The organism is Pandoraea morbifera (assembly GCF_902459575.1).
In the GTDB taxonomy this organism is placed as follows: Bacteria; Pseudomonadota; Gammaproteobacteria; order Burkholderiales; family Burkholderiaceae; genus Pandoraea; species Pandoraea morbifera.
In genome coordinates this window covers 583412-606963 of the sequence record NZ_CABPSD010000001.1, presented here as the reverse complement: position 1 = coordinate 606963, position 23552 = coordinate 583412, and the positions used below count along the sequence as shown (strand labels likewise).

At 49.1% G+C, this 23552-nt stretch carries 29 protein-coding genes; 8 read left to right on the top strand and 21 right to left on the bottom strand.

What is annotated here, in order from left to right; genetic code table 11:
• Window positions 1–3 precede the first annotated feature (3 nt).
• Window positions 4–231, bottom strand: a complete 228-nt coding sequence (locus tag PMO31116_RS02585; RefSeq protein ID WP_150565319.1) for a hypothetical protein — start codon at window positions 229–231, stop codon at window positions 4–6.
• A 653-nt stretch (window positions 232–884) separates the two neighbouring features.
• Here PMO31116_RS02585 and PMO31116_RS02580 point away from each other — a divergent pair.
• From PMO31116_RS02580 to PMO31116_RS02570, 3 genes are all read left to right on the top strand, one after another.
• On the top strand, window positions 885–1169 hold the full coding sequence (locus tag PMO31116_RS02580; RefSeq protein WP_150565318.1) for a hypothetical protein: 285 nt from the start codon (window positions 885–887) through the stop codon (window positions 1167–1169).
• A gap of 56 nt (window positions 1170–1225) precedes the next feature.
• A complete protein-coding gene (locus PMO31116_RS02575) occupies window positions 1226–1819 on the top strand; it encodes a hypothetical protein (protein ID WP_174970767.1) in 594 nt (197 codons plus the stop codon).
• Between the two features lie 79 nt (window positions 1820–1898).
• On the top strand, window positions 1899–2804 hold the full coding sequence (locus tag PMO31116_RS02570; RefSeq protein ID WP_150565316.1) for a hypothetical protein: 906 nt from the start codon (window positions 1899–1901) through the stop codon (window positions 2802–2804).
• A gap of 52 nt (window positions 2805–2856) precedes the next feature.
• Here PMO31116_RS02570 and PMO31116_RS02565 read toward each other — a convergent pair whose 3' ends face one another.
• From PMO31116_RS02565 to PMO31116_RS23590, 14 genes are all read right to left on the bottom strand, one after another.
• Window positions 2857–3138: a hypothetical protein gene (locus PMO31116_RS02565; protein ID WP_150565315.1), complete on the bottom strand. Its 282-nt coding sequence runs from the start codon at window positions 3136–3138 to the stop codon at window positions 2857–2859.
• Between the two features lie 353 nt (window positions 3139–3491).
• A complete protein-coding gene (locus PMO31116_RS02560; RefSeq protein ID WP_150565314.1) occupies window positions 3492–4331 on the bottom strand; it encodes a hypothetical protein in 840 nt (279 codons plus the stop codon).
• Window positions 4332–4460: 129 nt separating this feature from the next.
• Window positions 4461–4856, bottom strand: coding sequence for a hypothetical protein (locus PMO31116_RS02555; RefSeq protein ID WP_150565313.1), 396 nt, complete (start codon window positions 4854–4856; stop codon window positions 4461–4463).
• A 31-nt stretch (window positions 4857–4887) separates the two neighbouring features.
• Complete coding sequence (locus PMO31116_RS02550) at window positions 4888–5337, bottom strand: hypothetical protein (RefSeq protein WP_150565312.1); 450 nt, start codon at window positions 5335–5337, stop codon at window positions 4888–4890.
• Window positions 5334–5663 (bottom strand): hypothetical protein, encoded by a 330-nt coding sequence (locus PMO31116_RS02545; protein ID WP_150565311.1) that lies wholly within the window; start codon window positions 5661–5663, stop codon window positions 5334–5336. Before PMO31116_RS02545 ends, PMO31116_RS02550 begins: the two co-directional genes overlap by 4 nt.
• Window positions 5664–5708: 45 nt before the next feature.
• Window positions 5709–6095 (bottom strand): hypothetical protein, encoded by a 387-nt coding sequence (locus PMO31116_RS02540; protein WP_150565310.1) that lies wholly within the window; start codon window positions 6093–6095, stop codon window positions 5709–5711.
• Window positions 6096–6277: 182 nt separating this feature from the next.
• Entirely contained in the window at window positions 6278–8692 is a 2415-nt protein-coding gene (locus PMO31116_RS02535) for an AAA family ATPase (RefSeq protein WP_150565309.1), read from the bottom strand.
• Between the two features lie 86 nt (window positions 8693–8778).
• Window positions 8779–8985, bottom strand: coding sequence for a hypothetical protein (locus PMO31116_RS02530; RefSeq protein ID WP_150565308.1), 207 nt, complete (start codon window positions 8983–8985; stop codon window positions 8779–8781).
• A 40-nt stretch (window positions 8986–9025) separates the two neighbouring features.
• Entirely contained in the window at window positions 9026–9475 is a 450-nt protein-coding gene (locus tag PMO31116_RS02525; protein WP_150565307.1) for a hypothetical protein, read from the bottom strand.
• A gap of 55 nt (window positions 9476–9530) precedes the next feature.
• A complete protein-coding gene (locus tag PMO31116_RS02520) occupies window positions 9531–9860 on the bottom strand; it encodes a ubiquitin family protein (protein WP_150565306.1) in 330 nt (109 codons plus the stop codon).
• Window positions 9861–10057: 197 nt separating this feature from the next.
• Complete coding sequence (locus tag PMO31116_RS02515; protein WP_150565305.1) at window positions 10058–10390, bottom strand: hypothetical protein; 333 nt, start codon at window positions 10388–10390, stop codon at window positions 10058–10060.
• Between the two features lie 138 nt (window positions 10391–10528).
• The gene (locus PMO31116_RS02510; protein ID WP_150565304.1) at window positions 10529–11425 is read right to left on the bottom strand and encodes a hypothetical protein; all 897 of its coding nucleotides are present in this window, start codon (window positions 11423–11425) and stop codon (window positions 10529–10531) included.
• 44 nt (window positions 11426–11469) lie between these two features.
• Entirely contained in the window at window positions 11470–11652 is a 183-nt protein-coding gene (locus PMO31116_RS02505) for a hypothetical protein (protein WP_150565303.1), read from the bottom strand.
• Window positions 11653–11757: 105 nt separating this feature from the next.
• Window positions 11758–11931 (bottom strand): hypothetical protein, encoded by a 174-nt coding sequence (locus tag PMO31116_RS23590; RefSeq protein ID WP_174970764.1) that lies wholly within the window; start codon window positions 11929–11931, stop codon window positions 11758–11760.
• A 163-nt stretch (window positions 11932–12094) separates the two neighbouring features.
• On the opposite strand from PMO31116_RS23590, the gene PMO31116_RS02500 reads away from it, so the two are divergent.
• Window positions 12095–12859, top strand: a complete 765-nt coding sequence (locus PMO31116_RS02500; RefSeq protein ID WP_150565302.1) for a hypothetical protein — start codon at window positions 12095–12097, stop codon at window positions 12857–12859.
• Between the two features lie 297 nt (window positions 12860–13156).
• Here the strand turns inward: PMO31116_RS02500 and PMO31116_RS02495 are convergent, their stop codons facing one another.
• The 5 genes from PMO31116_RS02495 to PMO31116_RS02475 form a co-directional block, all read right to left on the bottom strand.
• Window positions 13157–13756 carry a hypothetical protein gene (locus PMO31116_RS02495; protein ID WP_150565301.1) on the bottom strand — a complete coding sequence of 200 codons (600 nt, stop codon included), beginning with the start codon at window positions 13754–13756 and terminating at the stop codon, window positions 13157–13159.
• A gap of 247 nt (window positions 13757–14003) precedes the next feature.
• On the bottom strand, window positions 14004–14312 hold the full coding sequence (locus tag PMO31116_RS02490; RefSeq protein ID WP_150565300.1) for a hypothetical protein: 309 nt from the start codon (window positions 14310–14312) through the stop codon (window positions 14004–14006).
• 15 nt (window positions 14313–14327) lie between these two features.
• Window positions 14328–14954 (bottom strand): hypothetical protein, encoded by a 627-nt coding sequence (locus PMO31116_RS02485; RefSeq protein ID WP_150565299.1) that lies wholly within the window; start codon window positions 14952–14954, stop codon window positions 14328–14330.
• Window positions 14951–15418, bottom strand: coding sequence for a hypothetical protein (locus PMO31116_RS02480; RefSeq protein ID WP_150565298.1), 468 nt, complete (start codon window positions 15416–15418; stop codon window positions 14951–14953). The genes PMO31116_RS02485 and PMO31116_RS02480 overlap by 4 nt, the downstream gene beginning before the upstream one ends.
• Before the next feature lie 192 nt (window positions 15419–15610).
• Entirely contained in the window at window positions 15611–16093 is a 483-nt protein-coding gene (locus PMO31116_RS02475; protein WP_150565297.1) for a replication/maintenance protein RepL, read from the bottom strand.
• 1118 nt (window positions 16094–17211) lie between these two features.
• On the opposite strand from PMO31116_RS02475, the gene PMO31116_RS02470 reads away from it, so the two are divergent.
• Window positions 17212–17601 carry a hypothetical protein gene (locus PMO31116_RS02470; RefSeq protein ID WP_150565296.1) on the top strand — a complete coding sequence of 130 codons (390 nt, stop codon included), beginning with the start codon at window positions 17212–17214 and terminating at the stop codon, window positions 17599–17601.
• Window positions 17602–17662: 61 nt separating this feature from the next.
• Here PMO31116_RS02470 and PMO31116_RS02465 read toward each other — a convergent pair whose 3' ends face one another.
• Window positions 17663–17884 (bottom strand): hypothetical protein, encoded by a 222-nt coding sequence (locus PMO31116_RS02465; protein ID WP_150565295.1) that lies wholly within the window; start codon window positions 17882–17884, stop codon window positions 17663–17665.
• A gap of 150 nt (window positions 17885–18034) precedes the next feature.
• Here PMO31116_RS02465 and PMO31116_RS02460 point away from each other — a divergent pair, with 150 nt between their 5' ends.
• The 3 genes from PMO31116_RS02460 to PMO31116_RS02450 all read left to right on the top strand — a co-directional run bounded on the left by PMO31116_RS02460 (window position 18035) and on the right by PMO31116_RS02450 (window position 23277).
• The gene (locus PMO31116_RS02460; protein ID WP_150565294.1) at window positions 18035–18781 is read left to right on the top strand and encodes a hypothetical protein; all 747 of its coding nucleotides are present in this window, start codon (window positions 18035–18037) and stop codon (window positions 18779–18781) included.
• 93 nt (window positions 18782–18874) lie between these two features.
• Entirely contained in the window at window positions 18875–20545 is a 1671-nt protein-coding gene (locus tag PMO31116_RS02455) for a site-specific DNA-methyltransferase (RefSeq protein ID WP_150565293.1), read from the top strand.
• A gap of 8 nt (window positions 20546–20553) precedes the next feature.
• Window positions 20554–23277, top strand: coding sequence for a DEAD/DEAH box helicase (locus tag PMO31116_RS02450; RefSeq protein WP_150565292.1), 2724 nt, complete (start codon window positions 20554–20556; stop codon window positions 23275–23277).
• Window positions 23278–23552 lie beyond the last annotated feature (275 nt).

Here is a 23552-nt window from a genome sequence, read left to right as displayed (position 1 = left end):
ACCTCAATGACACACGGGCATGACGGCAACGGAGCCAAGTCTCATGCCAACAAAAAATAGACCGATGGCGATAGCAAACCAAAGATAGTTGAAGCCGGTTGTCTGCTTTTCGCGCTTTTCGCTCTGTGTGATTTCGTCAATCAGGCAATCGTTCTTACGCTCTAAAAGTTCGTTGCGTTTAGCGTAGTTTTTGACTGTCTCTTGGCAGTATTGAAAAAACTCTGGACTCATGATGCGCTCCTTTTTATTGTTCTTATTCTTCTAAGGTAGCACTAAAACACGCCTTGTCAATTGTCTGACATTAGCTTTTGGTCAAAAAAGCCAGAAAGCCGCATCAATAAAGGCGTAGCCGGTAGTTGACCACCAAACCACATTTTAATGTAATGGGTGCTCTGAAAAATAAAACCTTGAAAAAAGACACGGTTTTAGTGGAAAGTCGGCGTATGTCGGCTTAGGTCGTTCAAAGACGTTCAAAGACGTTCAAAGTCGATGAAAGTCGGCTTTAGGCGTCAAAAGACGGCGCAAGTCGTCGCGCTTTTCAGGTCCTTGGCGTTTTCTGTTGCGATGGCATCGCATAACGAAAACGTAGAGAAAGCAAGGCATTGATTTCGATGGCTTAATGACTTTTAGGTTTGATTAGTTGACTTTTGCGAGGCTTTTGATTTAATAAATAAGTGCGATAAGAGTTTTTTATTTGAGGCGCGCATCATCGCTGCAAGAGGTGGTGGCGCAATAAGGTTTTGCGTAGCTTGTTGGCGCTCAGGTCGTAGACACCGAACCGCAAGCTATAAGGTTGTGATAGCGAGTAGATAGAACAACCCAATGACGAAAAACGTGAGGCTCCCATATCGGACATAACTACAACAATAGATAGGAGAATCCTCATGGATGAAATCAGGCAACTCTCAAACGAAGCAATAGCAACAACAAAGGAAAAGTATGCCTCCACCATTGCCGAGCTTCCACTTCGCCAAATTTTCAGACAAGAACTTGTGCATTGGGAAACGAACTTGAAACCGTTTTGCCCCCTAAATGAATACTACGGCATCATTCAAGAAATACTTCACAAATCGGGCAAAGGTAAAGTCTCTCATACAAGCATCGGCTACCACTTGTCGAGCGTGGCAAAGGAATTAGGCTTTGACCGCTCAGGCAAAAAGAGTAAGTGAGAGGTCACGCTATGTATGATGATATTAGACAAGCTACGGAGAACTCGATTGCTCGCATGCGTGCGCTACCCATCAAGAGCGCTCGTCATATTGTCGATAGCGAATTAGATTACTGGGAAAAAGAGGTTTTCCCCGTTCTCGAAGCGCTTGGGGAAAACTGCTATGACTATTTATTGAATAACGTGCTGCTCGTGCTCGATGCTCAGAAGTATCGGGAACTGACAAGCAAGAAGCTCAAAGATACGGTCTACCGTGTGCGCCAGTCCAGACACAAGCAAGGCATCGTGTCGGCAAAGCCTGCAAGAGATAGCCAAATTCTGCTGCGCCGCCCCGTTGAACCTGTGGCAACCCCTATGGCGTCCACACCATCAAAACAAGCTCCTATGGCGCTCAAAAAAACCGTAGGTGTGGTCGAGATAGATTGGAACTACTATGACGTGTTAAATCGCCTAAAAACGCGAGAAGATGCTGAGCAATGGACTGAGCAAGATGAGCGAATTTTTACGTTCATGAAGCAAAAGGCGGCTGAGAACTTCGTGGACATTGCAAGCCAGTTCTATGAAGTGGAGAAGCTATTCACCTCAAGCACGTCAAAGCAAGTTGTGAGCAAGCTATATGACAAGAGAAAGCGACTGTGCTCGAACGTATGACGGCGCTCCTGTGCCGTGCTTGGCGCGATATAATGCTCATCGTTGGCAATCAAACCATAACCTACGGGGATTTGCACGCGTGAGCAACATCTATTGGCCGGTCTTTCGCAATCTCGAAAAGAGCGTTGATGATTTGGCGTTCGCTATCCATATTGATGATGCACAATTGAATGTGTATTCATCGCGCATTACTGACCTTATCCTTCGTGCGGCGGCTGAAATTGAGTCGCTTGCAAAAGAGCTTTATCGAGCGCATGGTGGCACGAAAGCGAATGATAGTATCAAGTTTGATGATGACGCTATCAAGCTTTTGAAAACACAATGGTTGCTGGAAGAAAAGAAAGTCATCCTTAGTTCATCTCATTGCTTTCAGTCTAACCGCGTGCTCATGCCGTTTGTAAAGAACGAAGCCCGCACGTCTTCTGCTACGGGGAAGATGACTTATAGCTGGAACAATGCCTATCAGAACTTGAAGCATGACCGTGGCAACTCCATGACGTTCGGCAGTGTTCGTTACCTGTTCGACATCATGGCAGCGCTCTTTGTGTTGAACGTTTATCACCGCAACGAAACGATTAAGCTTGGTAAAGACCAAGCAGGATTGAGCTTTCCGCTCAACTTGGGTTCTTCTCTGTTTAGTATCGAGCTATCAAACAATCCAAGCCATGGACCTCAGGGCGAGTTTATCAAGAAACCGGATTTCGCTTCGTCAATCTACTACGTCGACAGAACGCCCGAAAGCGGGAAGATATTTCAAGACTCGATTGCCGCCTTTAACGTGGCGCAAAGCGAGGTCTTTTCGAGGCATCCTAAGATAATCGAGTTTGTTTCAAAAAATGATGTATCAAATTATCAAGGTAATCTTGCATGGGAAGTTCTTGGACAAGACGAATGCTTGCGTATCGTGCGTCAAGTAATGAGCGCAAATCCCATTGCAGGCGACAAGCTTGAATACGTCGCTTTGCTCAACAAAAACGTAGTGTGAAAGTTAGCAATACGAGAAAGCCCCATGACGGGGCTTTTTTGTTGCTGATTTCTTAGTCGCATTCTCCGAATTCAGGGATAAGACCGAATTTGTCTGAAATCCATCGCTGTGCATCGGAACGGCTCTGCTTGTAGGCATCAAAGAACTCGTCATCGCTCAAGTAGTGCGTTGCAACGACTTTTTTGCACATCTTGGTTGATACATGACCGTTTAGGTTGATGACGCGGTATAAAGCTCCGCCTTCGTCATCCCAAACGTTATAGTCCATTCTCGTGACTTTTGCCTTGCCGTTCACATAATAGTGCTCTGTGTCAATTGCTGTGATAGTTGTCATGGCTTTCTCCTATTGTTGTTGTCCATGTTTTTAATATACGAAAAACGTGATAAAAGGCAATAGGGAAAGCCAGTTTATTTGATAGGCGGTAGACCTTCCGATAAGCGGCACAAGAAGACGGCAGTATTTTAATTTGAGGACTTTTTCCGTCTTCCTGTAAGACCAATTTTGAGATTGTTGCCATGACGCATGGCTTGCCCCTGTGGGGCGTCCTTGCTCGGTAGGTGGGTTCCGTAGGATAAGCCCTGAGGTTTCAGGGCATACCTTCAAAGAAAAGCCTTCACGGCGATTGAGTGTGTGAGTGGTGCGTAGAGTCCACCAGCAACGAAAAAGCGCCGCTATGGGGCTTTGGTTCATATCTTGCGCTGCTTGGTGTGCAGTTTTTCTTGTCCCTTGGTGGGTAGCTCGGCTTGCAAGCGTTGCTCAAGCTCCACGGTGTTTTGAGCACGTTGTAGGTCTTCCGCAATATGGTCTTTCATGAACGTCTCAATGGGTAGCTTATGTTCGTTGAGATATCTAACCATGTCGATGAGTTCAAGAGCGGGGTTTCCTGCGAGGCGAATGTTTCCGTGCTTGGCTTTGGCTACTGTGCCCTCAAAGTAGGTCGGGTGCATCTCACTTTTCAGTCTCACGCGGTCGAAGTGCTCATGCGCGACTTTGGGTATGTCGTCCATACTGGCAATGCGATTGTTTGAGCAATCGAGTTCGGCAAGCCTCGGTGGGCAACCCTTCAAGTCCGTGAGCATGTTGCCTGCGCAATACAAGAGCCAAGCGCGGTCGAGATTGGCGGGCGATTGCAAGCTGGTGAGCTTATTGCCGGTGCATGCAAGTCCCCATCCAATTTCGGTGTTCAGGTCGGCAAGCGTCGTGAGGTTGTTGTAGGCGCAATCAAAGGTCTGGCGAACGTATGCGGGCGCGCCTTTGAGGTCGACAAGCTGGTTGTGCGAGGCGAAGAAGTTGCCCGTCACTTCACGGGGCGAGCCTTCGAGTGTGGTCAATGAGTTGTTGGATACGTTGAACGTTCCGCGAACCTTGCCAAAGCGCACGGGCAGGTGCGTGAGCTTGCAGTATTCAAGGTCTACGCTGTCGCTAACGTCCACGGTCAGGTCATCGCTGATGGTGTATGCGTCAATGTCGTTGCTATCGAGCCATTGCGCGATTTCTCGCTTTGTCGTGAGCATTCTGTTTTGCATGGTGCCTCCATATCGTTGTTGTTATCTCTTCATCGTAGCGGTGCGCTGCTGTTTTGCAAGAGCGGTGGCAGGATGGCCAAAACGGAAAAAGCCCCGTATGGGGCTTTCATCTGTTGGCGGTGCGTGCGCTCAGTTGAGCGTGAAAATATCCGTCTGCGGGTCATACGTCGCCATGCCTTTGGCTACAAGCCGCTGCCACATGGCTGTTGCATGAGGCGTGCGATAGACGCCGCCTGTTCCGAGTGTCGGACTTGATTGAACGGTCACGCCAAGGTCACGGCTGACGATGGGAAGCAGCGCATCGGCAACGCCTTTTCTGATGTAGGCAGGCTCCAAATAGCTGTTAATCATCACGATACGCACAAGCGAGACCGTGAGGTGTTCGACTTCCAAATCGAAAAAAGCACCACTGGCGAGCGGCGGATTGGCGGTCACGCGAAAGGTCACGTTGTTGCCGTTGTGGATGGTCTTGTAATCGAAGTCGTGCGGGTTGCCGGTTCTGTCTACGGACTGGAAAGTGGGCATTGCTCGTGCGCTTGCTGGTTGAGAAATAGGCTCATATTTTATGCTTGGGCGTTGCTCGCTTGGTAGGAAGCTGCGAGAGCGTGGCGTGCTGCTCAATCGTTGCAAGCGAAGCGTCCAGTTCCGTGCGTTGCTCGGGCGTGAGCTTGTCCAAGAAGGTCTTTCTTGCCCTGCGATAAAGCTGGTCGCACACGGCGGCAAACTTTTCTTCGTATCGCGCTGGCATCGAATAGATGCCGCTGTGCTCGTCGCATCGGCGCGTGATGAGAGCACTTTCGTAGTCGTTCGACGTGCTCGGGTCGATGGCAAGGGCTATCTCGCGCTCCATGTTCCACCTGACAATGACGGTGTATATGAAGCCGTCCAAGACTTCGGCTGCTGCCGTGGCGTAGCTCTTCATCATGTCGCTGCGCTCGTTGTGAAGTGGTGCCGCTGGCTGGCTTTGGAGTTCGGCTAATAGGTCTGCATAGGGCTGTATCTTCATCGTATCCACCCCTGTGTTATCAAGCGGTCGTGCTTGTCATAGTCCATCAGTGCCAAGCGGGTATAGAGGCGAGGCACAAAGGCGCTTTCGGTGCAAATCGCGGTCATCAGGCATAGGTCAAAGGAAAGCCTCTCACGCATGGCATTGCGCTGCCCGATACTCGCCTTGGCAACGTCACGATGCACGCGAGCATACCGCGCGTCTGGCGTGGTCGCTCCGCTCATTCCGATGGCGTATTGCTTCCAAAAATTGATGGTCACTGATGCGGTCACGGCAACGAACGCTGCCAGCGCTATCAGGACGTATTTCATGAGTCGTGTGTTCATAATTGTCTCCGTGAAGCTGCCCCTCTGGATGCGGGGCATGCGGTGTTATTTTTTGGCTTGTGGGTTCGCTTTGAAATGGGCGGGGTCTACTCTGAGAATGTAGAAATAGAGGTCGGCGGTCTGTCTGCCAAACTCGTTTGGTGTGCACCACATCTTTGAAATGCACTCGCTCTTCTCGAACTCTGCGCGCTTTGCCCATAGCTCGGCGTCGCTCATCTTGGCGTATTTCGCTGCGAGCGCTGCGCCGTGATTTTCGATTTCCTGCGTGGTCGCATACTTGTAGGCGCTCCACAAACCAAAGGCTACGCACCAAATCAGCAATAGCACGGCGAAGATGCGAAGCATTATCTTGGGTATCTTTGGCAAGCCCTTGCGCTTGGGTGGACTGCTCTCGGGCTGCTGCTCAATGAAGCTTTCGTCTGTCGTTGTCATTGTTTGCTCCTATTCTTATGGTTGTGATTTCAGCATAACGACCAAGCGATAAAAGGCAATAGAGAAAGGCAATTTATTTGATGGGCGGTAGACCTTCCGATAAACGGCAATAGGGAAAAGAAAAAGCCCCATGAATGGGGCTTTGGTGGTACAGAAGAAGCTTTACTTTTCGTGGCTTGTCTTTATGCGCGGGGTGGCTCGCCAATGCTTTTTAGAAGAGAATTGTATTGCTCAGGATCGGTCGTATAGATTCGGTCCAAAACGAAATTAGCTACCTTTGCAATTTCTGGTATCTCTACTGGCTTGAAGCCTCTATCTGGAATTGACTCAAGGTGCGAGAACTCATTGTTCAGCCGGTTCAATAGCGCGATTGCAGTCGGGTCTTCTTCACCGAAGAACTTTCTTATGCGTTCTAACGCATCGTTCTTGTCGTCATGGTGTGGAAATTTGAAGAACAAAAATGCTTCGAGAAATTTGCGAAGATTGTTACCAAAGCCGTAAAACGGCTCGTGTCCCACTTGCACCACGTTCTGATTCTTACACTTGTAGATCTGGTGAAAGAGATAGTTGAATTCAGTGATGTAATCCCGCAGGTAAGACGGCATCAAGGATATCTTGCTTGAGCCACCATTTCTCTCGATGATGAAATTTTGGCTTCCCCCATGATTCTTGCCATTGGGAAGTGATATTTTTTTCAGATATTTCAGGAAGTCGAGGTTGTGCGTAGAAATGAATAGCTGCTTATATCGATAGCTATTCGTTCCATCTTGGTTCTTGACTGGCCTTGCAATCATGCTCTCGATAAGGCTAAACATGAAGAAAATATGATTGCCATCCAAGCTGGAGATCGGATCGTCTATGTAGATAATCAAATCTCGACCCTTGCTATTCGGCTCTTCGAGTTTGGCAATGAAATAGCAGAACGCTATGAGGCTGCATTCGCCTTCGCTGAGGTTGTAGGCTGACTTGCCTTCACGGGTAATTTCAAAACGCACGGCGGTCTTGTCGACGTTGTCTTTCGCCTCAAGCTTGATACCGTCATGACCGAAAAAGTGATTCAGCAGGGTGTTGACCCTCTCAGCACCTTTGCGCTCATCCTTCTGCTGGCTCTGTAAGGCGATGGCGTCAGATTCAAGCTTGACGATCTCGGAGTTGGCTTCGGTATGGGCGGTGTTAGCGCTAGACGCTGCGGTATCAAGTTCACCAATACGGGTCTTTTCTGCGTCGTAGGTGATGTCCGCAATGAATGAAGCCACGTCGGTTAGGCGAAGCGCCTCGCGTGCGGCAACTTTGTCCTGTTCAAGTGATGTGGTTTTGCTGTTGTTCTTCGTAATCAGCGCGTTGAGGTCATCAACACACTGCTGAATTGCTGCGGAATCGTATGTGAACGATGGCATCGCAACAGGCTGAAAGAGGCTATTTTTTCGTGCTTCCAGTGCGGCTTTGACCGCTTCCAGATTTTGCTTGTAGAGCTTGAGGTGTCCGGAAAGCGTTCTCGTGTGCTCTTCGAACAGGGCTTTTTCTTCGGCATAGAACTTGTCGCCAGTCAGATTCACGAAACCGGGGATGCGCTTCATCTCGTTGTCAACGGAGGTGATGCATGAATCAAGTGCGGATTCGAGAGCCGAGGATTCTTGGCTGAAATGAGAGTCCAAGACCTGCCAAAGGTCGTGCGGCAAACTCTGGCGGCAGAAAGCACAGGTTTCGCGCTTTTCTCGATGGAGCGGCATGCCCTGTTTTACCCACAGTTGAAGAGCGGCATCGCTAAGAAGCTCGCTAATCGCTTGTGTCGGCTTGACCTGCCTCGTCAGTAGTTCTTTCGCAACACTTGATATTGTCTCCATCTTTAAGCTGATTGAGACTGTGTCCGTTATATCGGATAAAGCTTCCTGTTTTAGCAGATTGACCTTAGCAGCTTGCTCGTCGGTCGTTAGAGGCGTAAAGCCAGCCTTCTTAACAGTCGTTATGTCTTTTTTTATACTTTCGATATTGTAGACAGCGGGACCGTAGGTGCGATTTTGCTTTATCTTGTCGTTGGCATGCGTTCTCAGCCTCGTTTCAAGCGAGTTGAAAGCAGTCTTATGGTTGTTACTGGTTCTGTCCCGTTCTTTCCGTTTTTCTTCTAATTCATGGCGAAGACCGGTCTTGTCTTCGACACTACCAAGCTTCTTTTCGATAGCGGCAATGGCATCCTCAATCTCCTTGTTTTTTTCTCCAACGATGGCGAAGGTCTTGATTTCGCCGTCCTTCGTTTGATTGACAAGGAAGCTAAGGTTGTCGCTTACGAAATCACGGTTGTAGACGCGAACGTCATAGGCATGAGTCCCAAGAGTGAGATTGGTAGCATTCCCTTTGTCGCCGTGAACGGTAAATGAAGAGCCTGTATAGCTGGATGGGAGGCGTCCTATCTCTAAGGCTCGGAAGATCCGCGATAGAGTGGTCTTACCAGAGTAGTTGCGACCATACAGGATATTCAGGCGCATAAAATTCTGCGGATTGTTTCCTGCGTCCCGAACGTGTTTTTTCCAATCAAGACCAGCGAAGCTACCGAAGCTGGCTATATCAATCCCCGTGATCATCGCGTATGCCCCTTGCATGTTGTCGTTATGCAGGAGCAGTCTACTCGAAAGCGGCGCGCTCCGGCTTCCGGTCGAAGGTGAAACGCTACGCGGTTGGGGCTTATCTATATTTTGATATTTGGCATGTAGTCTGTCAGTCCGAAGACGGCGCGAATGAAGGCGTTGCGATAGACAAAACTTGCTGGCACGTCGATGCGCTCGGCAACGTGCTTGGGCGAGAAGTGCTCACGCTCCGCTTTGAGTTCGTAGTAGGCACGCTTGATGGCCGGCTCAACGTCGATGACGCGGATGGTTTGTTGTTCGTCGTTCATGTTGTCTCCTGTTTTCGATTGTTGGTGAGATTGTTCGGTGTCACTGCTTCGCGCTCGCTACGCATGCGCTCAATGCTCTGCCTAAGCTCGTTGTCGGCAAGGTGTGTTTCATGCGCTCAGTGAGAATTGCTTTGGTCAATCCTCCAGCTGAGAAACCGGCTCTGTGCAACGGCGTGCCGCGTTTGCTCATGTGAAGCTCGGCGGATTTGTAGCGGCTGTTGCTGACTGTCACGGCAAGTTCATAGCCATGCGCGATGAGATAGAGGTAGTCGGCGTTGGTGGGCGCGTCGGTCGTGTTCAGACGCTTGGTGAGTGCGAAAGCGAACTCATGCTGATGGCGGTAAAGCGTAGGCGCTGGGATGCCGGTAAGCCGCGCCACGGCGGGCACGCTCACTACGCTGCCCTTGGCGTTGAGCTTGGCAATGGCTTTCTCGATTTGTTTTCTCTTCTCGTGCGCGAAGGGTGCGACGATTTTCTTGTAGGTGTTCATAGTAGTCTCCGATAAATGCCCGCTTCGTGCGGGGCTTGTTGTTGTGGTTGCTGCTTTACTGCATGACGCGGGCTTTCAATGCTTCTACCGTGTCGTGGGTTTCGCTTGGCACGAAGTCAGGAAATAGCTCAGGCTCTTCGTATGCGAAGGCGATGCGGCGGCTGAGTTCTTCAAGTTCGTTGAGCAAGTCATCCATCGTCGGTTCTGCAATGACGCTGACGATTTGCCCCTTGAATGAGGCAACGGCATAGATAAGCTCGTTGCTCTTGAAGACTTCCACCTCAGGCGCTTGGACATTTAGCAGGCTTGCGATTTCGTTTAAGTAGGCAATTGCGCGTTCGCGCTCAACTGCTAAATTGCTGTGGGATACAAATAGGCTTTTCATCTTTGACTCCGTTTCGTTGTTCATATCTCAATCTACAAAGCGGACGATAAAAAGCAATAGAGAAAGGCAATCTATTTGACGCACTGTTGACTTAGCCGATAAATGGAAAAAGCGAGCGAAGAAACATGGCTTTCAGGCTTTTTAGTTCAGGACATAAAAAAAGCCCCATGTGGGGCTTTGGCTATATCGACATGAGGTTAGTAACTCATCTGCCCTGCTGGTAGCTTGATTACGGGGCTGGCAGGATAGTAGGTATCAAGTAGGAATTGCACGTAGGCTTCGAGTTCTTCGTGGTGCGTATCAAATAGCTCAGGCTCGCATACGACAACTGAAAAAGCGCGATTTGGTGAGCGAGTGTCATCGTAGAGGATTTTGTCACTCATCAGGTTCACGTCTGCAATGTGGGTCAAGACGTTGCCTTGCCCGATGGCGACAAGGCGTAGGTGTGTTACTTCAAACTTGCTGAGCGTTGGGGTGGTCACGATTTCGCTACCGAGTTCAACGCGGGTAAAAAATAGTTCTTGTTCCATGTTTGGCTCCTATGTTCATAAGAGCACTGTAATAGCAATTTGCTATCACACAAGGCTTGAAAGACCAAATGCAACTTCGAGCGATAAATGAAGAAAAGCCCTTGTGTATGAGGCTTTTTTCTGCTCGGGTTGCTTCGCTTACTTCATGGACTCAACTATTGATGCCCATTCCTGCAAGAAGCCTTCGAGCGCGATTTCATGCTCCAAGGGAAGGTTGCCGCTCTGGAAGGTTTCGAGCCAATTATTCACGGCTCTTTGTTCGTCAGGCTTGATGATTTCCGCAAAGCCTTTGTTGAAAATGGTCTTCACTTCTATGACGCGAGCAATGCCTTTGCCACTCAGGAAAGTGATTGTCTCGTTGGCGTGCGCTTCGCGCAGCACTGCCTTTACGTTCTCGCAAAGGGAGTGCGCAACGACGAGGACGAATTGTAAGCTCACGTCCATCGTATTGTTGTCGTAGAACATGCGCTTAATCTTCTCGATGGACTTGATGCACTTGTCGGTGTCGACAAGGGGCATGACGAAGACTAACTTCGTGCCTGTGCTCTGGAACGCTTTTAGGAACGTTGCGGGGCTGTCGAAATACTTTGGTAGCTCGTCAATGGATGCGGCTGGCATGTCAAAGACTTTGTATTTCGATGGGCTACGAAGTTTCGAGACAAGTTGCTGTCCGTCTGTGCGAATATTGAAGTAAGACGCGCCGATGGTGGGGTTTTGCTTGGCGCTATCACTGTCTTTGTTGTCGTCGTTCTCAGACGGTAGCAACTCGCCTGAGGCGTCACGCTGCCCGAAGTATTCCATCACTTGCTGGTGGTCGGCGTCGCAGCAATAAATGTCTGTCGGTTCGCTCATTGCGCGAAGGAACGTGCCCGTTGCGATAGCGGCCGTGCTCTTGCCGCCGTCGCCTCGGTCGCTGATGTAGATGTATGCCGTGTTTTCAGGCTGTGCAACGACTTTGCGCTTGATGAGTCCTGCCATTGATGGTGCAGGCGCTGCGGGTGCGGTGCTCTGCGCTGGGTGGTTTTTGGTCGCCATGTAGTTCTCCTATTGTTGTTTTTGTCTTATTGGCTTTTTACTGATTACTGCTTGTGTCGCTTGTGAAAACTTAGCTTCTTCTCGTCGTCGTATGTGTCGCACTTATCCAAAGCTGCTCTAACAATAAACTCTTTGATAGATAGTTTGTTTGCGTTAGCGTTTTTCTTGAGGTGCTTGTGCAAGCTCTCAGGCAACTTGATTTGCAATTTACTTTGCTCTTCTTTCATGGTGTCTCCTTTTAAAGTGGTATAAATTTAATCTATCGAAAAGAAATTCTTTTGTCAAGAAAGGCAATGTCTTTTAATTGAAAAAGCCCTGTGAGGGGCTTTTGATTATCTGCCAAACGCTTTCTGTATCACGATGATTGGAACCGCTGCAGCGTAGAATGCCGCTCTGTATATGAACTCAAAAAATTGACCTTCTTTGAGTTTTTCGTAAGTGATGGCTGCGCCTACGCAAAAAATGAGAATGGCAAAGATGAAAGCTACGAATTGAATGAATTGCATGATTGTCTCCTGTTTTGTTTGTTCGTGTCTTTAATATACAGGCAGCGCGATAAAAGGCAATAGAGAAAGGTATTCTATTTGACGATTGGTAGACTTTGCGATAAACGGCACAAGGGTGCTGCGCCAGTGTAGAATGTCAATAAACTTAACGTGGAGCGGGGATATGTCTTTTGAGGGCTACGTAGAAATTGGTCAAGATGGCATGGGTATCATTGAGGCGGATGATAATGCAAGAGGTATCTTTACTGCCAATGTTCAAACATGCTATGTGGCGGTCTTTGTGTGCAAGAAGGCAACCATCCTTTTGCATGACTCAGGACAAATAAAGCTCACTAAAATACTCACGCTCATCAAGAAGTATGGAACGGTGCGTAAAGTCGTCTTTATCGTTCGTCCAGCGTATGACGGTCGGCATGATGAGCGTTTTGAAGAGATTGCCAAGGTCGCGGGCGCGTCGGGAAACCAGCTTGTCAGGGAAACGGCGAGCACTGGAACGTTTGCCGTTCTGTGTGCGGCTGATGGCAGGTATCAGGTCATCAACAATGTGGTGCCTGTCGGTGTGGCTTTGCTGCCTGAACGCGACAAGCGGCAGGCTGTGTGCGAGGTCAACAACTTTTTTTTGGAACCCAAGGCACGCACGCTTCGCCTCGATGTTCAGTATCACGCGGGTAAGCATGGCAGTGTGATAGGCGTGGACAAGTCGCTGGCTGAACTGCTGAAAACGGTCAAGGCGCAAGCGAAGTATTTCTTCCCCAATGTCGCGGTGCTCGGGGAAGCGCACAAGCAAGGGCTGCTGGAACTGCCTGAATATCTGCTCGGTTTGCATGAACGGCTGAACCTCGGGCGCTTCCGCTCAGTAGAGCTAACGCATTCGGATGCTCTTGACCAAGCGCGGGAGCATGCGCTGTATGTGCGCTCTCTGGCGTGAATGCCTGTCTTGATGGATAGAAGCCCCCATGCGGGGCTTTTTTACTGTCTGCCTGCCTTCGGGGGTGTCCCGCTGGGAATGTGCGCCATGACGCCTCATGGCACGCCGCTGGGCGGCTTCCTCTGCCTCGGTGTGCGGTTCCGTAGGACATGCCCTGCTGCGTCAGGGCATACCTTCAAAAAGGAGCCTTCACGGCGATTGAGTGCGTGAGTGGTGGGTAGACTCTACCGGCAAAGGAAAAACCCCTCTGCGGGGCTTCGGTTCTATCTTCCTGAGTGCACGGCACAGTTGGCGCATTTAAGCGGCTTGCCTCACAACTTGCATCTTGACTGTCTCTACCTTCTTGTAGACATCGACTTCGGCTGCGGGGTCTTTCATCAAGATTGACTCAATCAGTGCATCAAGCTCGGTTTCGCTCATAACACTCTGGTGCTTTCCCTTGACCACAATGAGCGCATAGATAACTTCAGGCGCTGTGGCGCGGTTAATATCCTGCGCTGCCTTAATGTATGTGTTAGGCTGAGTCAAATGCGGCACGATAATCTTGTCTTTAATGAGCAGATTGATTGCCTGTTGCAAGACGCCACTATCCGTATCGAAACGGTCATTTTTGAACGATTTGCGCACGTCATCAAGATTTTCGTGATGCTCGAAGTAGCCATCTTTCAGAGTTTCGATATAGCTATCGAGTAATGCCGCTTTCTTTCTGCTTTCGCGGCGGTTGATGTGCTGACGCATCAGTGGGTGGTTATAGACGATAGCTCGCGTCAATCCACTGTATTCTGAAACGGTGGTGGGGTTGATTTTGATTTTTTCGCCCTTGGTGATGCAATCTTGCAAGAGACTGATTGCGTCTTTGATGCGGACTGCGTGTTCTGGATTTCGTGTCATTGCCATGGTTTCTCCTAAGTAAGTTCGATGTTCATAAATTACAATCATTGTGATAAAAAGCAATAGTAAAAGTCAGTTCTTTTTCCGCTTGGCGATGGACGGTAAAAAGGCAAGACAAAAAACACTTTTTTCTATCTTCTTGATTGTTGTTGGAATTGTCTTTCTTTGCGCTGACAGTCAACAGACCATCTAAGAAGTCTGAGAAATTTGAGCTTTTCTCAGATGGTCTTGACATCATCGCTTTGCCGTGCTCTCAAATCTTGCCGCGAACTACTGCAAGCTTTCTGGCCGGCTCATTGACTGGAAGCTTGCTTGTCAAGCGGTCTTGAAGTCTTTCGGCACTATATGCACGCTCCAATTCTTCATGAACACGACCTTTTTCGGGGCTGTCGGGCTTGACTGTCATCTTGCACATGAAGTCTGCGTAATGACCCGCAAAAACGGTCTTTCCGGTTGTGTTGGTGATGGCGTGGTAGTCGCCGCTGCGGTGGTAGTTAAAGTCGCTAAATGTGAGGTCTGTCTTGTCCTTGAAAAAGCGGGTTAGTTGTGAGTCTGTGAGCATGTTTGTCTCCTGTGGTTAATGGTTGTTGCCGGTCACTTTGCAGTTCCAGCGCTCGTTATTTGTGAACTTCGTATTGAGAAAGGCGAACTCGGGGCGATTGAGGTAGGTCAAGTCAAGCTGCCAAACGCCTTTTCGTGCGCGCACCGTGTCACGGGCTTGCTCAACGTAGGTGTCTGCCTCGCCTTCGCTCAACTTGTTCACCTTCATCAAGTGGACTTTGGTTTGCTCTTCATAGCCGTCTGCCGTGGCTTTGCCGAAGTGATAGACGCGGTGGCATGCGGGGCAGATACTGAGCAAGCCAGCAAGGCGCTGTATGCGCTCTTCGGCGTCGAACTCCCAAAGCTCATGACACTCCACGGGATGAGGGCGATAAGGCTTTTGCTCGTCGCCTCGCTCGCCGCAAATCTCGCAACGGTATTGGTCGGGGTCTTTGGTGCGGGAAGCTGCTTGGTGTGTTATCTGCGCGACCTTGCGCCATTGGCTCTCAGAAATGCGAGAGCGCACGTTGTAGGCATGCATGTCATAGGGGATAAGGTCAATCTGGATGCGCTCGACCTGGCGGCCGCGGTTGCCTTCGGCAAGCTGCCACAAGCAATATGCCGCTCCGATGCCGCTGGTGGTGTAGACAAGTAGCTCAATCATCGTGCAAGCCCCTCAATCTGCTGCGCGACAAAGCGATAGTTCGCTTCGCTCAGGGCATTGCCGTTGCTGTTCATAAAACGTGTTGGGATGACATAGAGCCTGTCGACGTCGCTGCTCCTGCGCTGCTTGGCGTAGTCAACGAGTTGCGCATTGCTCTCAGGGATCGCCCAAATCACACGTTGCGCGGTGATGATGCCGCGTAGCCATTGGGCGTGATATGCGTCGGCTGGCGAGGTAAATGAGCCAAGCGAGACAATCACAATGTCGTCTATGAAGGCTGAGTTGGATTTCTCATGGGCGCGCTGGGCGTCCATGTATGGCTCAGTGAAGTGCGTGCAAGCGGCACTCAGATGACGGGCTATTCCATCCGCTGTGCGGTCGCCGATAACCGTGCAACCCGCGTGGGCTTGGGATTGCACGGCAAGCGCTATGACTGCGCTCAGTAACATTGTTTTCGTTTTCATTGTCGCTCCTTGTTGTTATTCTTATGAGAGCTTGACAAGCTGCATAAATGGCTTATAACTTGCTTGTTAGCATCAAAGATTGGTTCCTATTGTTCGTTGTAAGAAAAGGCTCGCGTAAGCGGGTCTTTTTTATTCTGCGAGTCTCACGGCTGCTGATACTCACAAGTCTCATGTCTGAGACAACCCTCATCATCAAGAGACCGTAATACGCTTGCTTACAGTCTTTTTAATAGTCGTGTAACGCTCGTCTTGCTCATTCTGTCCAATCAAAACGGTGGCATTGAATTGAGCATACTTACGATTGTTTGCGTAGGTTGTCCATGCGAGTCGTGCGTTTATCAGATATACGTTCATGTTTCCTGACTTGACAACGGAGATGAAATTGTTGTCTCTAAGGTATTTGAGCTTCCTATCGACGGTAGGAAGTGAAAAGCCAAGTAGCTCGGATAGTGTTTCGCGGGAAACGACAAGGGAATTGTTCTCCCCCATGTGCTCAGCCATAGTGAAAAGCATGCAGCATGCCTTTGGGTCTTTGGATGCCAAGGCTCGCATGCTCTTCATTTCTTCACGAAAGAACATCACAAAGTTGTGGTTCTTTGGCAATCCCTTCTCTGTCAATACTTCGCCTGTATTATTGTCAACTATCTGCCTCGTTAATTCCGCCTCGCTTCTCATGTTATTCTCCTATTTGATTGGCTAGCCTATCATTGGTGATAAAGGTCTTATCAATTAAATTAACCATTTTTTTGCGTTTGTCAATACCGCAAAAACAACTTTTCGCTGATTAAACGGTTATCAACGGCGATTGTTTAGGCTATCAAATGCGCTTCAACCTATCGCAAAACGTGCTCAAAAAATAATCAACTACCTATCACCCAGGGTGATAGGTTAGCCTATCATCTATGTGATAGGTAGTTTGAGAAAGTGCCCTTGTAAATCAAGGGTTTGCGGGCGCGCTCCTTCTTATTTCTTATTTAACTGCTCTCGCAGTATCTTCTTTTCTATTTTCATCTCTCTTCTTAATCGGTTGGGCGCTTAAAGCGCATTTAACTATTGAGATGATATGAAGGCATGCCAGTTGTGTGTGCGGTGGCAATGTCTTTTTGTCTGACGCGACGGCGCTAATGCGCTCGTAGGCGCGTCGTATGTCTTTGGGTGGGTGTTGGTAGCGTCGAGGACGCCATGAGCCTGTATGAGTGGCTTTTAGTCTGTCTTTAATGCACTCAAATGCCGTGCGGGCTGTTTCCTGGGAATGTGCGCCATGACGCCTCATGGCTATGCCCCTGTGGGGCGAAGACTTGCGAGTAGAAATTGGTTGCGTAGCTGAGCGTCCGTAGGACAAGAAGCCCCGAAGGGACCTCAAAAAGAGCCTCCACGGCGATTGAGTGCGCAAGAAGGAGAACAATTCAGAAAATCGCAAGCAATGCAAAAAACTCGATTTAAGCGAATTTTTATGGTGTTGAGCCATATCCATTAGATAATGATAGAAACGGCACAAAGCGCGAATTAAGCATGTTTTCTTGACAGTGGCTGATGTGGCGCTAAGCCACTAACCTATTAAGAGCAAGAGCAAGAGCAAGAGCAAGAGCAAGAGCAAGAGCAAGAGCAAGAGCAAGAGCAAGAGCAAGAGCAAGAGCGTAGCGGGAAGAAAAAGCCAACAAACCATTAAGGAAAGATAGCGCGAAGTACGGGATAAAGTCTACATCCGATTAAGAGTTAAAAATGGGCGCAGGGTCGATTTGACAAATGAATTGAATTTTGTTTTGCTATGAAGACATTGATAGGATGGTGACGTGGCTAAGAACAAAAACAAGAGAGGTGGCAAAGTAAAAGTGGCGCGTCCGCGCATGGATGATTTTCTTGCTTACTTCAAGGCATTTGGGGACTTTGATGAGGCAACTCCCGATTGCTTCGTAAAGCGCTACTCATGGAATGGGTATGAGCTTACCCATTCGGAATACGACATTGACAGTAGCGAGCGCGCAAGTCTGTTCAAAACAGGAAGTGCGCGTGAGCACATCGGCGGCTTCATGCGATATAACACAAGCGGCATAGAGCGCCGATTTGTCGAACAAGGTCAAGAAGAGATTTGGCAGGAAGTCGAGGTGATGGTGGGACTAAAAGCCAAACTGCAAGGAAAATTGCCCGTTAAGGGCTATCGAGTAAGCAGAATAAAGATTTGAAGCGAGCGCGCAAAAAAAATAGCCCCGAAACGGGGCTGTTCGCTTATTTTTAGCGCTTGCATTAGTTGACAAGCTTAAGCTTGCTGTATTTGTATAGAAGCTCCAGCTTTTCAAACGAGAGCTTATCATCTTCCCCCATCAATTCCTTTTGTAAGTTGTGAGCCGCAGCAGATGGTGACTTGCCCCATGCCTTGAGTTTGTACGTCTTTGAGTTCGTGTAGTCGCCCAGCGTGAGAATTATCGTAAATGGCACGTCGAATGGTTCTTCGGTCGTCATATTCATGTCTTACTCCTTCGTTGTTGTGGGACGCATCGTGTCGGCTTCTTGGTTTTGTCAACAGGGCATGTGAGAAGTCTGTAAAATCTGAGCTTTTCTTAGATGGTCTTGACAAACGCAAAAAGCGCGCTTATGTCTTGACAAGTCGAAAAATCCATGAGGCACGAAAACTGGTCGAAAGACTTGGCGTGGCTGCGCACTCGCTATTGGGCGCGGGAAGTCATGTTCGAGGCGGGGTATGGGGATAAGGCGGCGTTTCTGGCTGCGTGCCGCTCGTCCACGGGGAAGTTGGCAAGGCTCGCAATCGAACCCGATGTGTGGGCGGATTACCTCGCTGGTGAGCGTGCGCCACTGAGCAAGACGGTGGATGCCGTAGAAGCGGTGTTCGCTGGCACGGCTGAGCGCTTCTATACAGGCATTGAGGGCATCCCCCTTTGGTCGGTCTTCTCAGGGGACGCGAAGGTGTCCAAGGCGCTGTTTTATGGCTTCATTGACGCGACGTATGGGCAACCCGATTGGGACTTTGCTCAACGCGCCGTAGCGCTCTCTGTGCTGTTCGTGCCTGAAGACTTCGCGGAAGGCTTTGATAAGCCGCCTGAGGGCTTTCCTTCGCTCGATGCGCTGCCGGTCGGGCGTCGAAGTCACCAGCTATGGTTTGAGCGCGTGCTGACTATGCGTGAGGGTGCTGCAGCGATTGCCAAGGCGTATGAGGACAAGCAAGGTTTTTCGGTGCCTGCAATCTGCTCGGTGTTCGCGCTCTACATGCTGGCAAAGGCGCAAGACAATGGACACATGCGACAGTTTGCGCGCTACCTCATTGAGCGCTTGCGCGAGGTGGCGATACCTTTTGAGTTTGAAAGTATGGGAAGCGATCTGAAGGAGTTCTTGATGCGCTGGAAGTGAAGTAACAAGGGCGCGGGCGGGTAGCATCCCAGAAAGAACTTAATGACGATGATGCTGGTGGACTGTCACCAGCCAAACAGATAAGACGGATATATGCCAACACTCCATTGGGTGGGGAAAGACAAGGTGGTTAATCACCACTACGACGTACCTTTTCGCTTGCTAGACAAGAAATACAGTTTTATCGCCAAGGATGGCGCTCCTGCCAACTCCACGGGCAATCGAATCATTCATGGCGACAATCTTGAGGTGCTGAAAAGTCTGCTACCAGAGTTTGAGGGCAAGGTGAATTGCATCTACATTGACCCCCCCTACAATACTGGCAATGAAGGTTGGGCTTACAACGATGCGGTAAATGATCCGAAGATTAAGAGGTGGTTGGGGCTGGTGGTGGGTAAGGAAGGCGAAGACCTAAGTCGACACGATAAATGGCTTTGCATGATGTATCCGCGTTTGAAGCTATTGCATCGACTTTTGGCTTCTGATGGAGTAATTTTTGTTAGTCTGGACGATAACGAAATTTTTCACTTCCGCTTGATGATGAATGAGATTTTTGGTGAGTCAAATTTTTTGGCTCAGATCATCGTTCAATCCAATAAGCGCGGACAAACCTACAAGCAGATTGCCAAAACTCATGAGTATCTTCTCTGCTTTGGTAAGACAAGTCTTGCTGAACTGGGTGAGTTGTCGACCGAAGGAACTAACCTGCCTGAAAGAGATAGCTTTGGTAGCTATTCATCAAGGGAGCTTCGCAACCGAAACCCTAAATTTGGTCGATTCAATCGTCCGAATCTCTTTTATCCCATCTATGCACGCCCAAGTGAGGTTGATAAGGATGGAAACTATCTTGTTTCATTGGAAGAGCATGAAAACTCTTTTAAGATTGAGCCATATAACAGCGAAGGCGTTGAGAGTTGCTGGCGCTGGGGAAAAGATAAGTTTGTCCTAAAGACCAAAGACAAGACAACTGAATTCTTGTATGCCCGGCAGACCCGGGAGGGTGCATGGCGCGTATTTGAAAAGTACAGGAAAGAAACGGTGAAGGCGAAGTCCATTTGGACGGAAACCAAGTACATCAGCGAGCAAGGCACAACTGAGCTTGGTCGTCTCGGTCTTGCTACACGCTTTGAATTCCCTAAGCCTGTCGACCTGATTGTTGACTGTTTGGAGCTTTGTGACAACGACGAGGCAATCATTCTTGACTCCTTCGGCGGCAGTGGCACAACAGCACAAGCTGTTCTGAAGTTGAATGAACAAGACAGTGGTCGTCGCCAGTTCATCCTTTGTGAAATGATGGACTATGCGGAAGACGTGACAGCGGAGCGTGTGCGTCGGGTCATCACCGGCTACGGTGAAGAAGCGAAGTTCGTTCAAGGCACGGGCGGTGGTTTTGACTTCTTTGAGCTGGGTCCTACGCTGTTCAAGGAAGACAAGAATCTGAATGAGGATGTAGGCGAAGCGGCTATACGAGACTATGTTGCCTACACAGAGAGCATCCCGGCTTCGCAACAGTTTGCCAAAGACAACGCAATTAGCCCTTATGCTTTGGGGGCAACCGACACTGCCTTTTGGGTCTTCTACTATGAGAAAGATCGAGTCACGACACTTGATATTGATTTCCTTGCTGCTCTGAACATCAAGAGTTTGCCTTCCAGACCTGAGCAGTTCGTGATCTACGCGGACAAGTGTGCCTTGGACAAGGAGTTTCTGTACAAGCACTCGATCACGTTCAAGCGTATCCCACGTGACATCACGCGATTCTGAGAAGAAATATGGAACTCAAAGATTATCAAGCTGAAGTTCTGACAGATCTTGGCAAATATTTAGATACGCTGCTGGAATGTCAGGGGCACTTGACTAAGGCTTTTACAAAGTATTGGCAAGACCGGGGCGTTCTGAACCAGATCTATAAGAACAACGTCAAGGAAGTCCCCCACGTGTGCGTGAAGGTGCCTACTGCTGGAGGCAAGACTTTCATTGCGGTCAACGCGCTGGACAGAATCTTTTCGGCATTTGCGGAATACAACCCAACACGCTCAAAGTTTGTGGTTTGGCTGGTCCCTTCGCTGACGATCCTAGAACAGACCGTCAAGAACCTATCGAACATCGATCATCCCTACCGTCAGCGGTTGAATGACTTGTTTAATGGCCGTGTTCAAATTTATGAGAAGGCTGATGTGCTCCAAGGTGCTGGTTTCAATGCCGACACAGTGCGCGAGCAGCTTTCCATTGTCGTCATGTCGTTTGACTCACTGAAAGCTACTAATAAGGAGAACCGCAAAGCGTTTCAGGAGAATGGCTACCTTGCCTCATTTCTCAATGATGATAGTGAGGTGGTTGAGCCACTGGAAGGAACCGACCCTTCTGCTCTCATCAATGTCATGCGTAGCCTCAAGCCGGTGGTGGTGGTTGACGAGAGCCACAATGCAGAAAGCACGTTGTCCGTCGACATGCTTCGCAACTTGAATCCGAGTTTCATTTTTGACCTGACTGCGACGCCACGCGAGAACAGCAACATTATTAGCTATGTTGATGCGCTGCGCTTGAAAAAGCAGAACATGGTCAAGCTTCCCGTGATCGTAGCTAACCAGCGCACTCAGGAAGAGGTAATTATGGCGGCCCTGAACATGCGTCGTCAGTTGGAAGAATTTGCCAAGAAAGCTGAAGCTAAAGGCGGCGGCTATATTCGTCCTATTGTCTTGTTCCAAGCGGAGCCGAAGAACAAAGACGATACAACCACTTTTACGAAAGTCCGTGAAATTCTTCTGGACCTGAACATTCCTGCTGAGCAAATTGCAATTAAGACTGCCAACCTCAACGAGTTAAAAAAAGACGTAAACTTGTTGGATCGTAGCTGTGAGATTCGCTACATCATTACCGTAAATGCCCTAAAAGAAGGCTGGGATTGCCCGTTTGCATATGTGCTTGCGACGTTGGCAAACAAGTCATCGGTAGTTGACGTCACTCAGATTTTGGGGCGTGTGCTTCGTATGCCATACACGCGAAAGCACAGCACTGAATTGCTCAATCTGAGCTATGTTTTCACTTCATCCAACCACTTCCAAAACACGTTGAATCAGGTTGTAGCCGGTCTAAACAAGGCTGGTTTCTCCAAACGTGACTACCGGGAAGTGGATCTGTCGTCGCTTGCTCTGGAAGACGAGGCTGCCGTTCCAGGCACCCAGCACCAGCTTTCTCTTACGTCAACTGCTGAAACTCCAGAGGGCGGGACTGTTTCCGAGTCCTCCGCAGACACGGCGATTGAAGTAGAGAAGAGCAAGCTGAACCCAAATTGGGAAGAGCAGGCCATCCAACAAGCGGCAGGGGATGCGGCTACCAAAAGCGCGATTGACAGTGCTGGCGATACTACGGCTGTTGAGGAAATCAAGGCGCAAGCGCTCGCACAAGCTCAACAGTTTGAGCAACAAGCGAATGCCACCACTGGCGATAGTTGTCCTGACGAACTCAAATCGTATATGAACGAGCACAAAATAAAACCAATGTTCGAAGAGTCAGCAAAGGCTATTGAAATTCCTCAGTTCTTCATCAAACTTCCTTCTGATGGAGGCTTCTTCGACAGCGGCGACGAGTGGCACAAGCTTGCGAAGGAGAATTTGCTGTCCAACTTCGTCTTGGCAAATCTCGATGCGACGGTGAATTTCACCGCGATTGAGGCTGATGTGTATGCCGTGGATGCTGAAGAGATCGGAAAAGGGGAAAGTGCGCCAGCTTTTAAGGCAGTGAAGAAAGCTGAGAAGGAACGGCTCAACAATATCATCAAAAGCCAAGTACCATCAGGGCAAATCACATCTATTGTTGGGCGGCTGTTTAGTCTCATTGGAAAGAACGCCTTCTACCCTATCGAGGACAACGACGTAAAGCACTACCTCAGACGCATAGTTGAGGCGATGAGTCCTGAACAAAGGTCAGATTGCCTTGAGCGTGACTATGCCTATGTGAAGCTGATCAAGGACAAGGTTCAGAGCTTGGCCAATGAGTATGCGGAGAAGGAGTTTGGTCATTGGCTGACGACTCAAAAAATCACGCTTCGTCCTGCGTTTTCCCTCCCTGCAAGCATTGCTCCAAGCGACAACGCGCCTGCGATCAGCAAGAGTTTATATGTCACTGAAGGCGGTATTAACAACTTGGAAGCGAAGGTTATCCGGGGTGTAGCTGATTTGGAAAATGTTGTCTGGTGGCACAGAAACCTTGAGCGCGGCAAGGGATTTGTCATCAACGGCTTTCTGAATCACTACCCTGATTTCGTAGTGCTCACGAAGAACAACAACGTAATCATTGTGGAAACTAAGGGCGATGACAGGGATAACTCAGATTCGAAGGGTAAGCTGAAACTTGGGAAAATTTGGGAGTCTCAGGCGAATCAGCTATCTCATGAGACGGGCTACCGCTATCACTATATGATGGCATTTGATACGAACCGCATAGACGGCGCGTATGCAACGGGAGAGCTTCTAAAGATTATCGAAGATCTGTGATGCTTCACTCCCTAAAGAGACTGGCAATTATTTCCAGTCTCTTTATGTCGAATGATTCGTGCGCGATCTAATGAAGTTTCCGTCACACGAGCATCAGCGGGTCGCTGTACGTGTTTTTGCATTATGTTGAGGGTAAGCTCGAAAAAGCACTCGTCGCACCGATGGCAACAACGCATAACGCAATACTTAGCTCGATGCAAGACAAGCCTCTTTGTCTTGTTTTTGTTTTCATAAGGATCCTTTTTATTGTTTTTTACTCAGTATATTGATTGCCT

Excerpts from the sequence above, each read along its gene's own strand:
- PMO31116_RS02545 (WP_150565311.1), bottom strand. The coding sequence starts at position 5,663 with ATGAACACACGACTCATGAAATACGTCCTGATAGCGCTGGCAGCGTTC.
- PMO31116_RS02525 (WP_150565307.1), bottom strand. The coding sequence starts at position 9,475 with ATGAACACCTACAAGAAAATCGTCGCACCCTTCGCGCACGAGAAGAGA.
- PMO31116_RS02500 (WP_150565302.1), top strand. The coding sequence starts at position 12,095 with ATGTCTTTTGAGGGCTACGTAGAAATTGGTCAAGATGGCATGGGTATC.
- PMO31116_RS02450 (WP_150565292.1), top strand. The coding sequence starts at position 20,554 with ATGGAACTCAAAGATTATCAAGCTGAAGTTCTGACAGATCTTGGCAAA.
- PMO31116_RS02555 (WP_150565313.1), bottom strand. The coding sequence starts at position 4,856 with ATGCCCACTTTCCAGTCCGTAGACAGAACCGGCAACCCGCACGACTTC.
- PMO31116_RS02575 (WP_174970767.1), top strand. The coding sequence starts at position 1,226 with ATGCGTGCGCTACCCATCAAGAGCGCTCGTCATATTGTCGATAGCGAA.
- PMO31116_RS02530 (WP_150565308.1), bottom strand. The coding sequence starts at position 8,985 with ATGAACGACGAACAACAAACCATCCGCGTCATCGACGTTGAGCCGGCC.
- PMO31116_RS02485 (WP_150565299.1), bottom strand. The coding sequence starts at position 14,954 with ATGATTGAGCTACTTGTCTACACCACCAGCGGCATCGGAGCGGCATAT.
- PMO31116_RS02505 (WP_150565303.1), bottom strand. The coding sequence starts at position 11,652 with ATGAAAGAAGAGCAAAGTAAATTGCAAATCAAGTTGCCTGAGAGCTTG.
- PMO31116_RS02460 (WP_150565294.1), top strand. The coding sequence starts at position 18,035 with ATGAGGCACGAAAACTGGTCGAAAGACTTGGCGTGGCTGCGCACTCGC.
- PMO31116_RS02455 (WP_150565293.1), top strand. The coding sequence starts at position 18,875 with ATGCCAACACTCCATTGGGTGGGGAAAGACAAGGTGGTTAATCACCAC.
- PMO31116_RS02515 (WP_150565305.1), bottom strand. The coding sequence starts at position 10,390 with ATGGAACAAGAACTATTTTTTACCCGCGTTGAACTCGGTAGCGAAATC.
- PMO31116_RS02475 (WP_150565297.1), bottom strand. The coding sequence starts at position 16,093 with ATGAGAAGCGAGGCGGAATTAACGAGGCAGATAGTTGACAATAATACA.
- PMO31116_RS02565 (WP_150565315.1), bottom strand. The coding sequence starts at position 3,138 with ATGACAACTATCACAGCAATTGACACAGAGCACTATTATGTGAACGGC.
- PMO31116_RS02585 (WP_150565319.1), bottom strand. The coding sequence starts at position 231 with ATGAGTCCAGAGTTTTTTCAATACTGCCAAGAGACAGTCAAAAACTAC.
- PMO31116_RS02550 (WP_150565312.1), bottom strand. The coding sequence starts at position 5,337 with ATGAAGATACAGCCCTATGCAGACCTATTAGCCGAACTCCAAAGCCAG.
- PMO31116_RS02520 (WP_150565306.1), bottom strand. The coding sequence starts at position 9,860 with ATGAAAAGCCTATTTGTATCCCACAGCAATTTAGCAGTTGAGCGCGAA.
- PMO31116_RS02535 (WP_150565309.1), bottom strand. The coding sequence starts at position 8,692 with ATGCAAGGGGCATACGCGATGATCACGGGGATTGATATAGCCAGCTTC.
- PMO31116_RS02465 (WP_150565295.1), bottom strand. The coding sequence starts at position 17,884 with ATGAATATGACGACCGAAGAACCATTCGACGTGCCATTTACGATAATT.
- PMO31116_RS23590 (WP_174970764.1), bottom strand. The coding sequence starts at position 11,931 with ATGCAATTCATTCAATTCGTAGCTTTCATCTTTGCCATTCTCATTTTT.
- PMO31116_RS02540 (WP_150565310.1), bottom strand. The coding sequence starts at position 6,095 with ATGACAACGACAGACGAAAGCTTCATTGAGCAGCAGCCCGAGAGCAGT.
- PMO31116_RS02560 (WP_150565314.1), bottom strand. The coding sequence starts at position 4,331 with ATGCAAAACAGAATGCTCACGACAAAGCGAGAAATCGCGCAATGGCTC.
- PMO31116_RS02580 (WP_150565318.1), top strand. The coding sequence starts at position 885 with ATGGATGAAATCAGGCAACTCTCAAACGAAGCAATAGCAACAACAAAG.
- PMO31116_RS02480 (WP_150565298.1), bottom strand. The coding sequence starts at position 15,418 with ATGAAAACGAAAACAATGTTACTGAGCGCAGTCATAGCGCTTGCCGTG.
- PMO31116_RS02490 (WP_150565300.1), bottom strand. The coding sequence starts at position 14,312 with ATGCTCACAGACTCACAACTAACCCGCTTTTTCAAGGACAAGACAGAC.
- PMO31116_RS02510 (WP_150565304.1), bottom strand. The coding sequence starts at position 11,425 with ATGGCGACCAAAAACCACCCAGCGCAGAGCACCGCACCCGCAGCGCCT.
- PMO31116_RS02495 (WP_150565301.1), bottom strand. The coding sequence starts at position 13,756 with ATGGCAATGACACGAAATCCAGAACACGCAGTCCGCATCAAAGACGCA.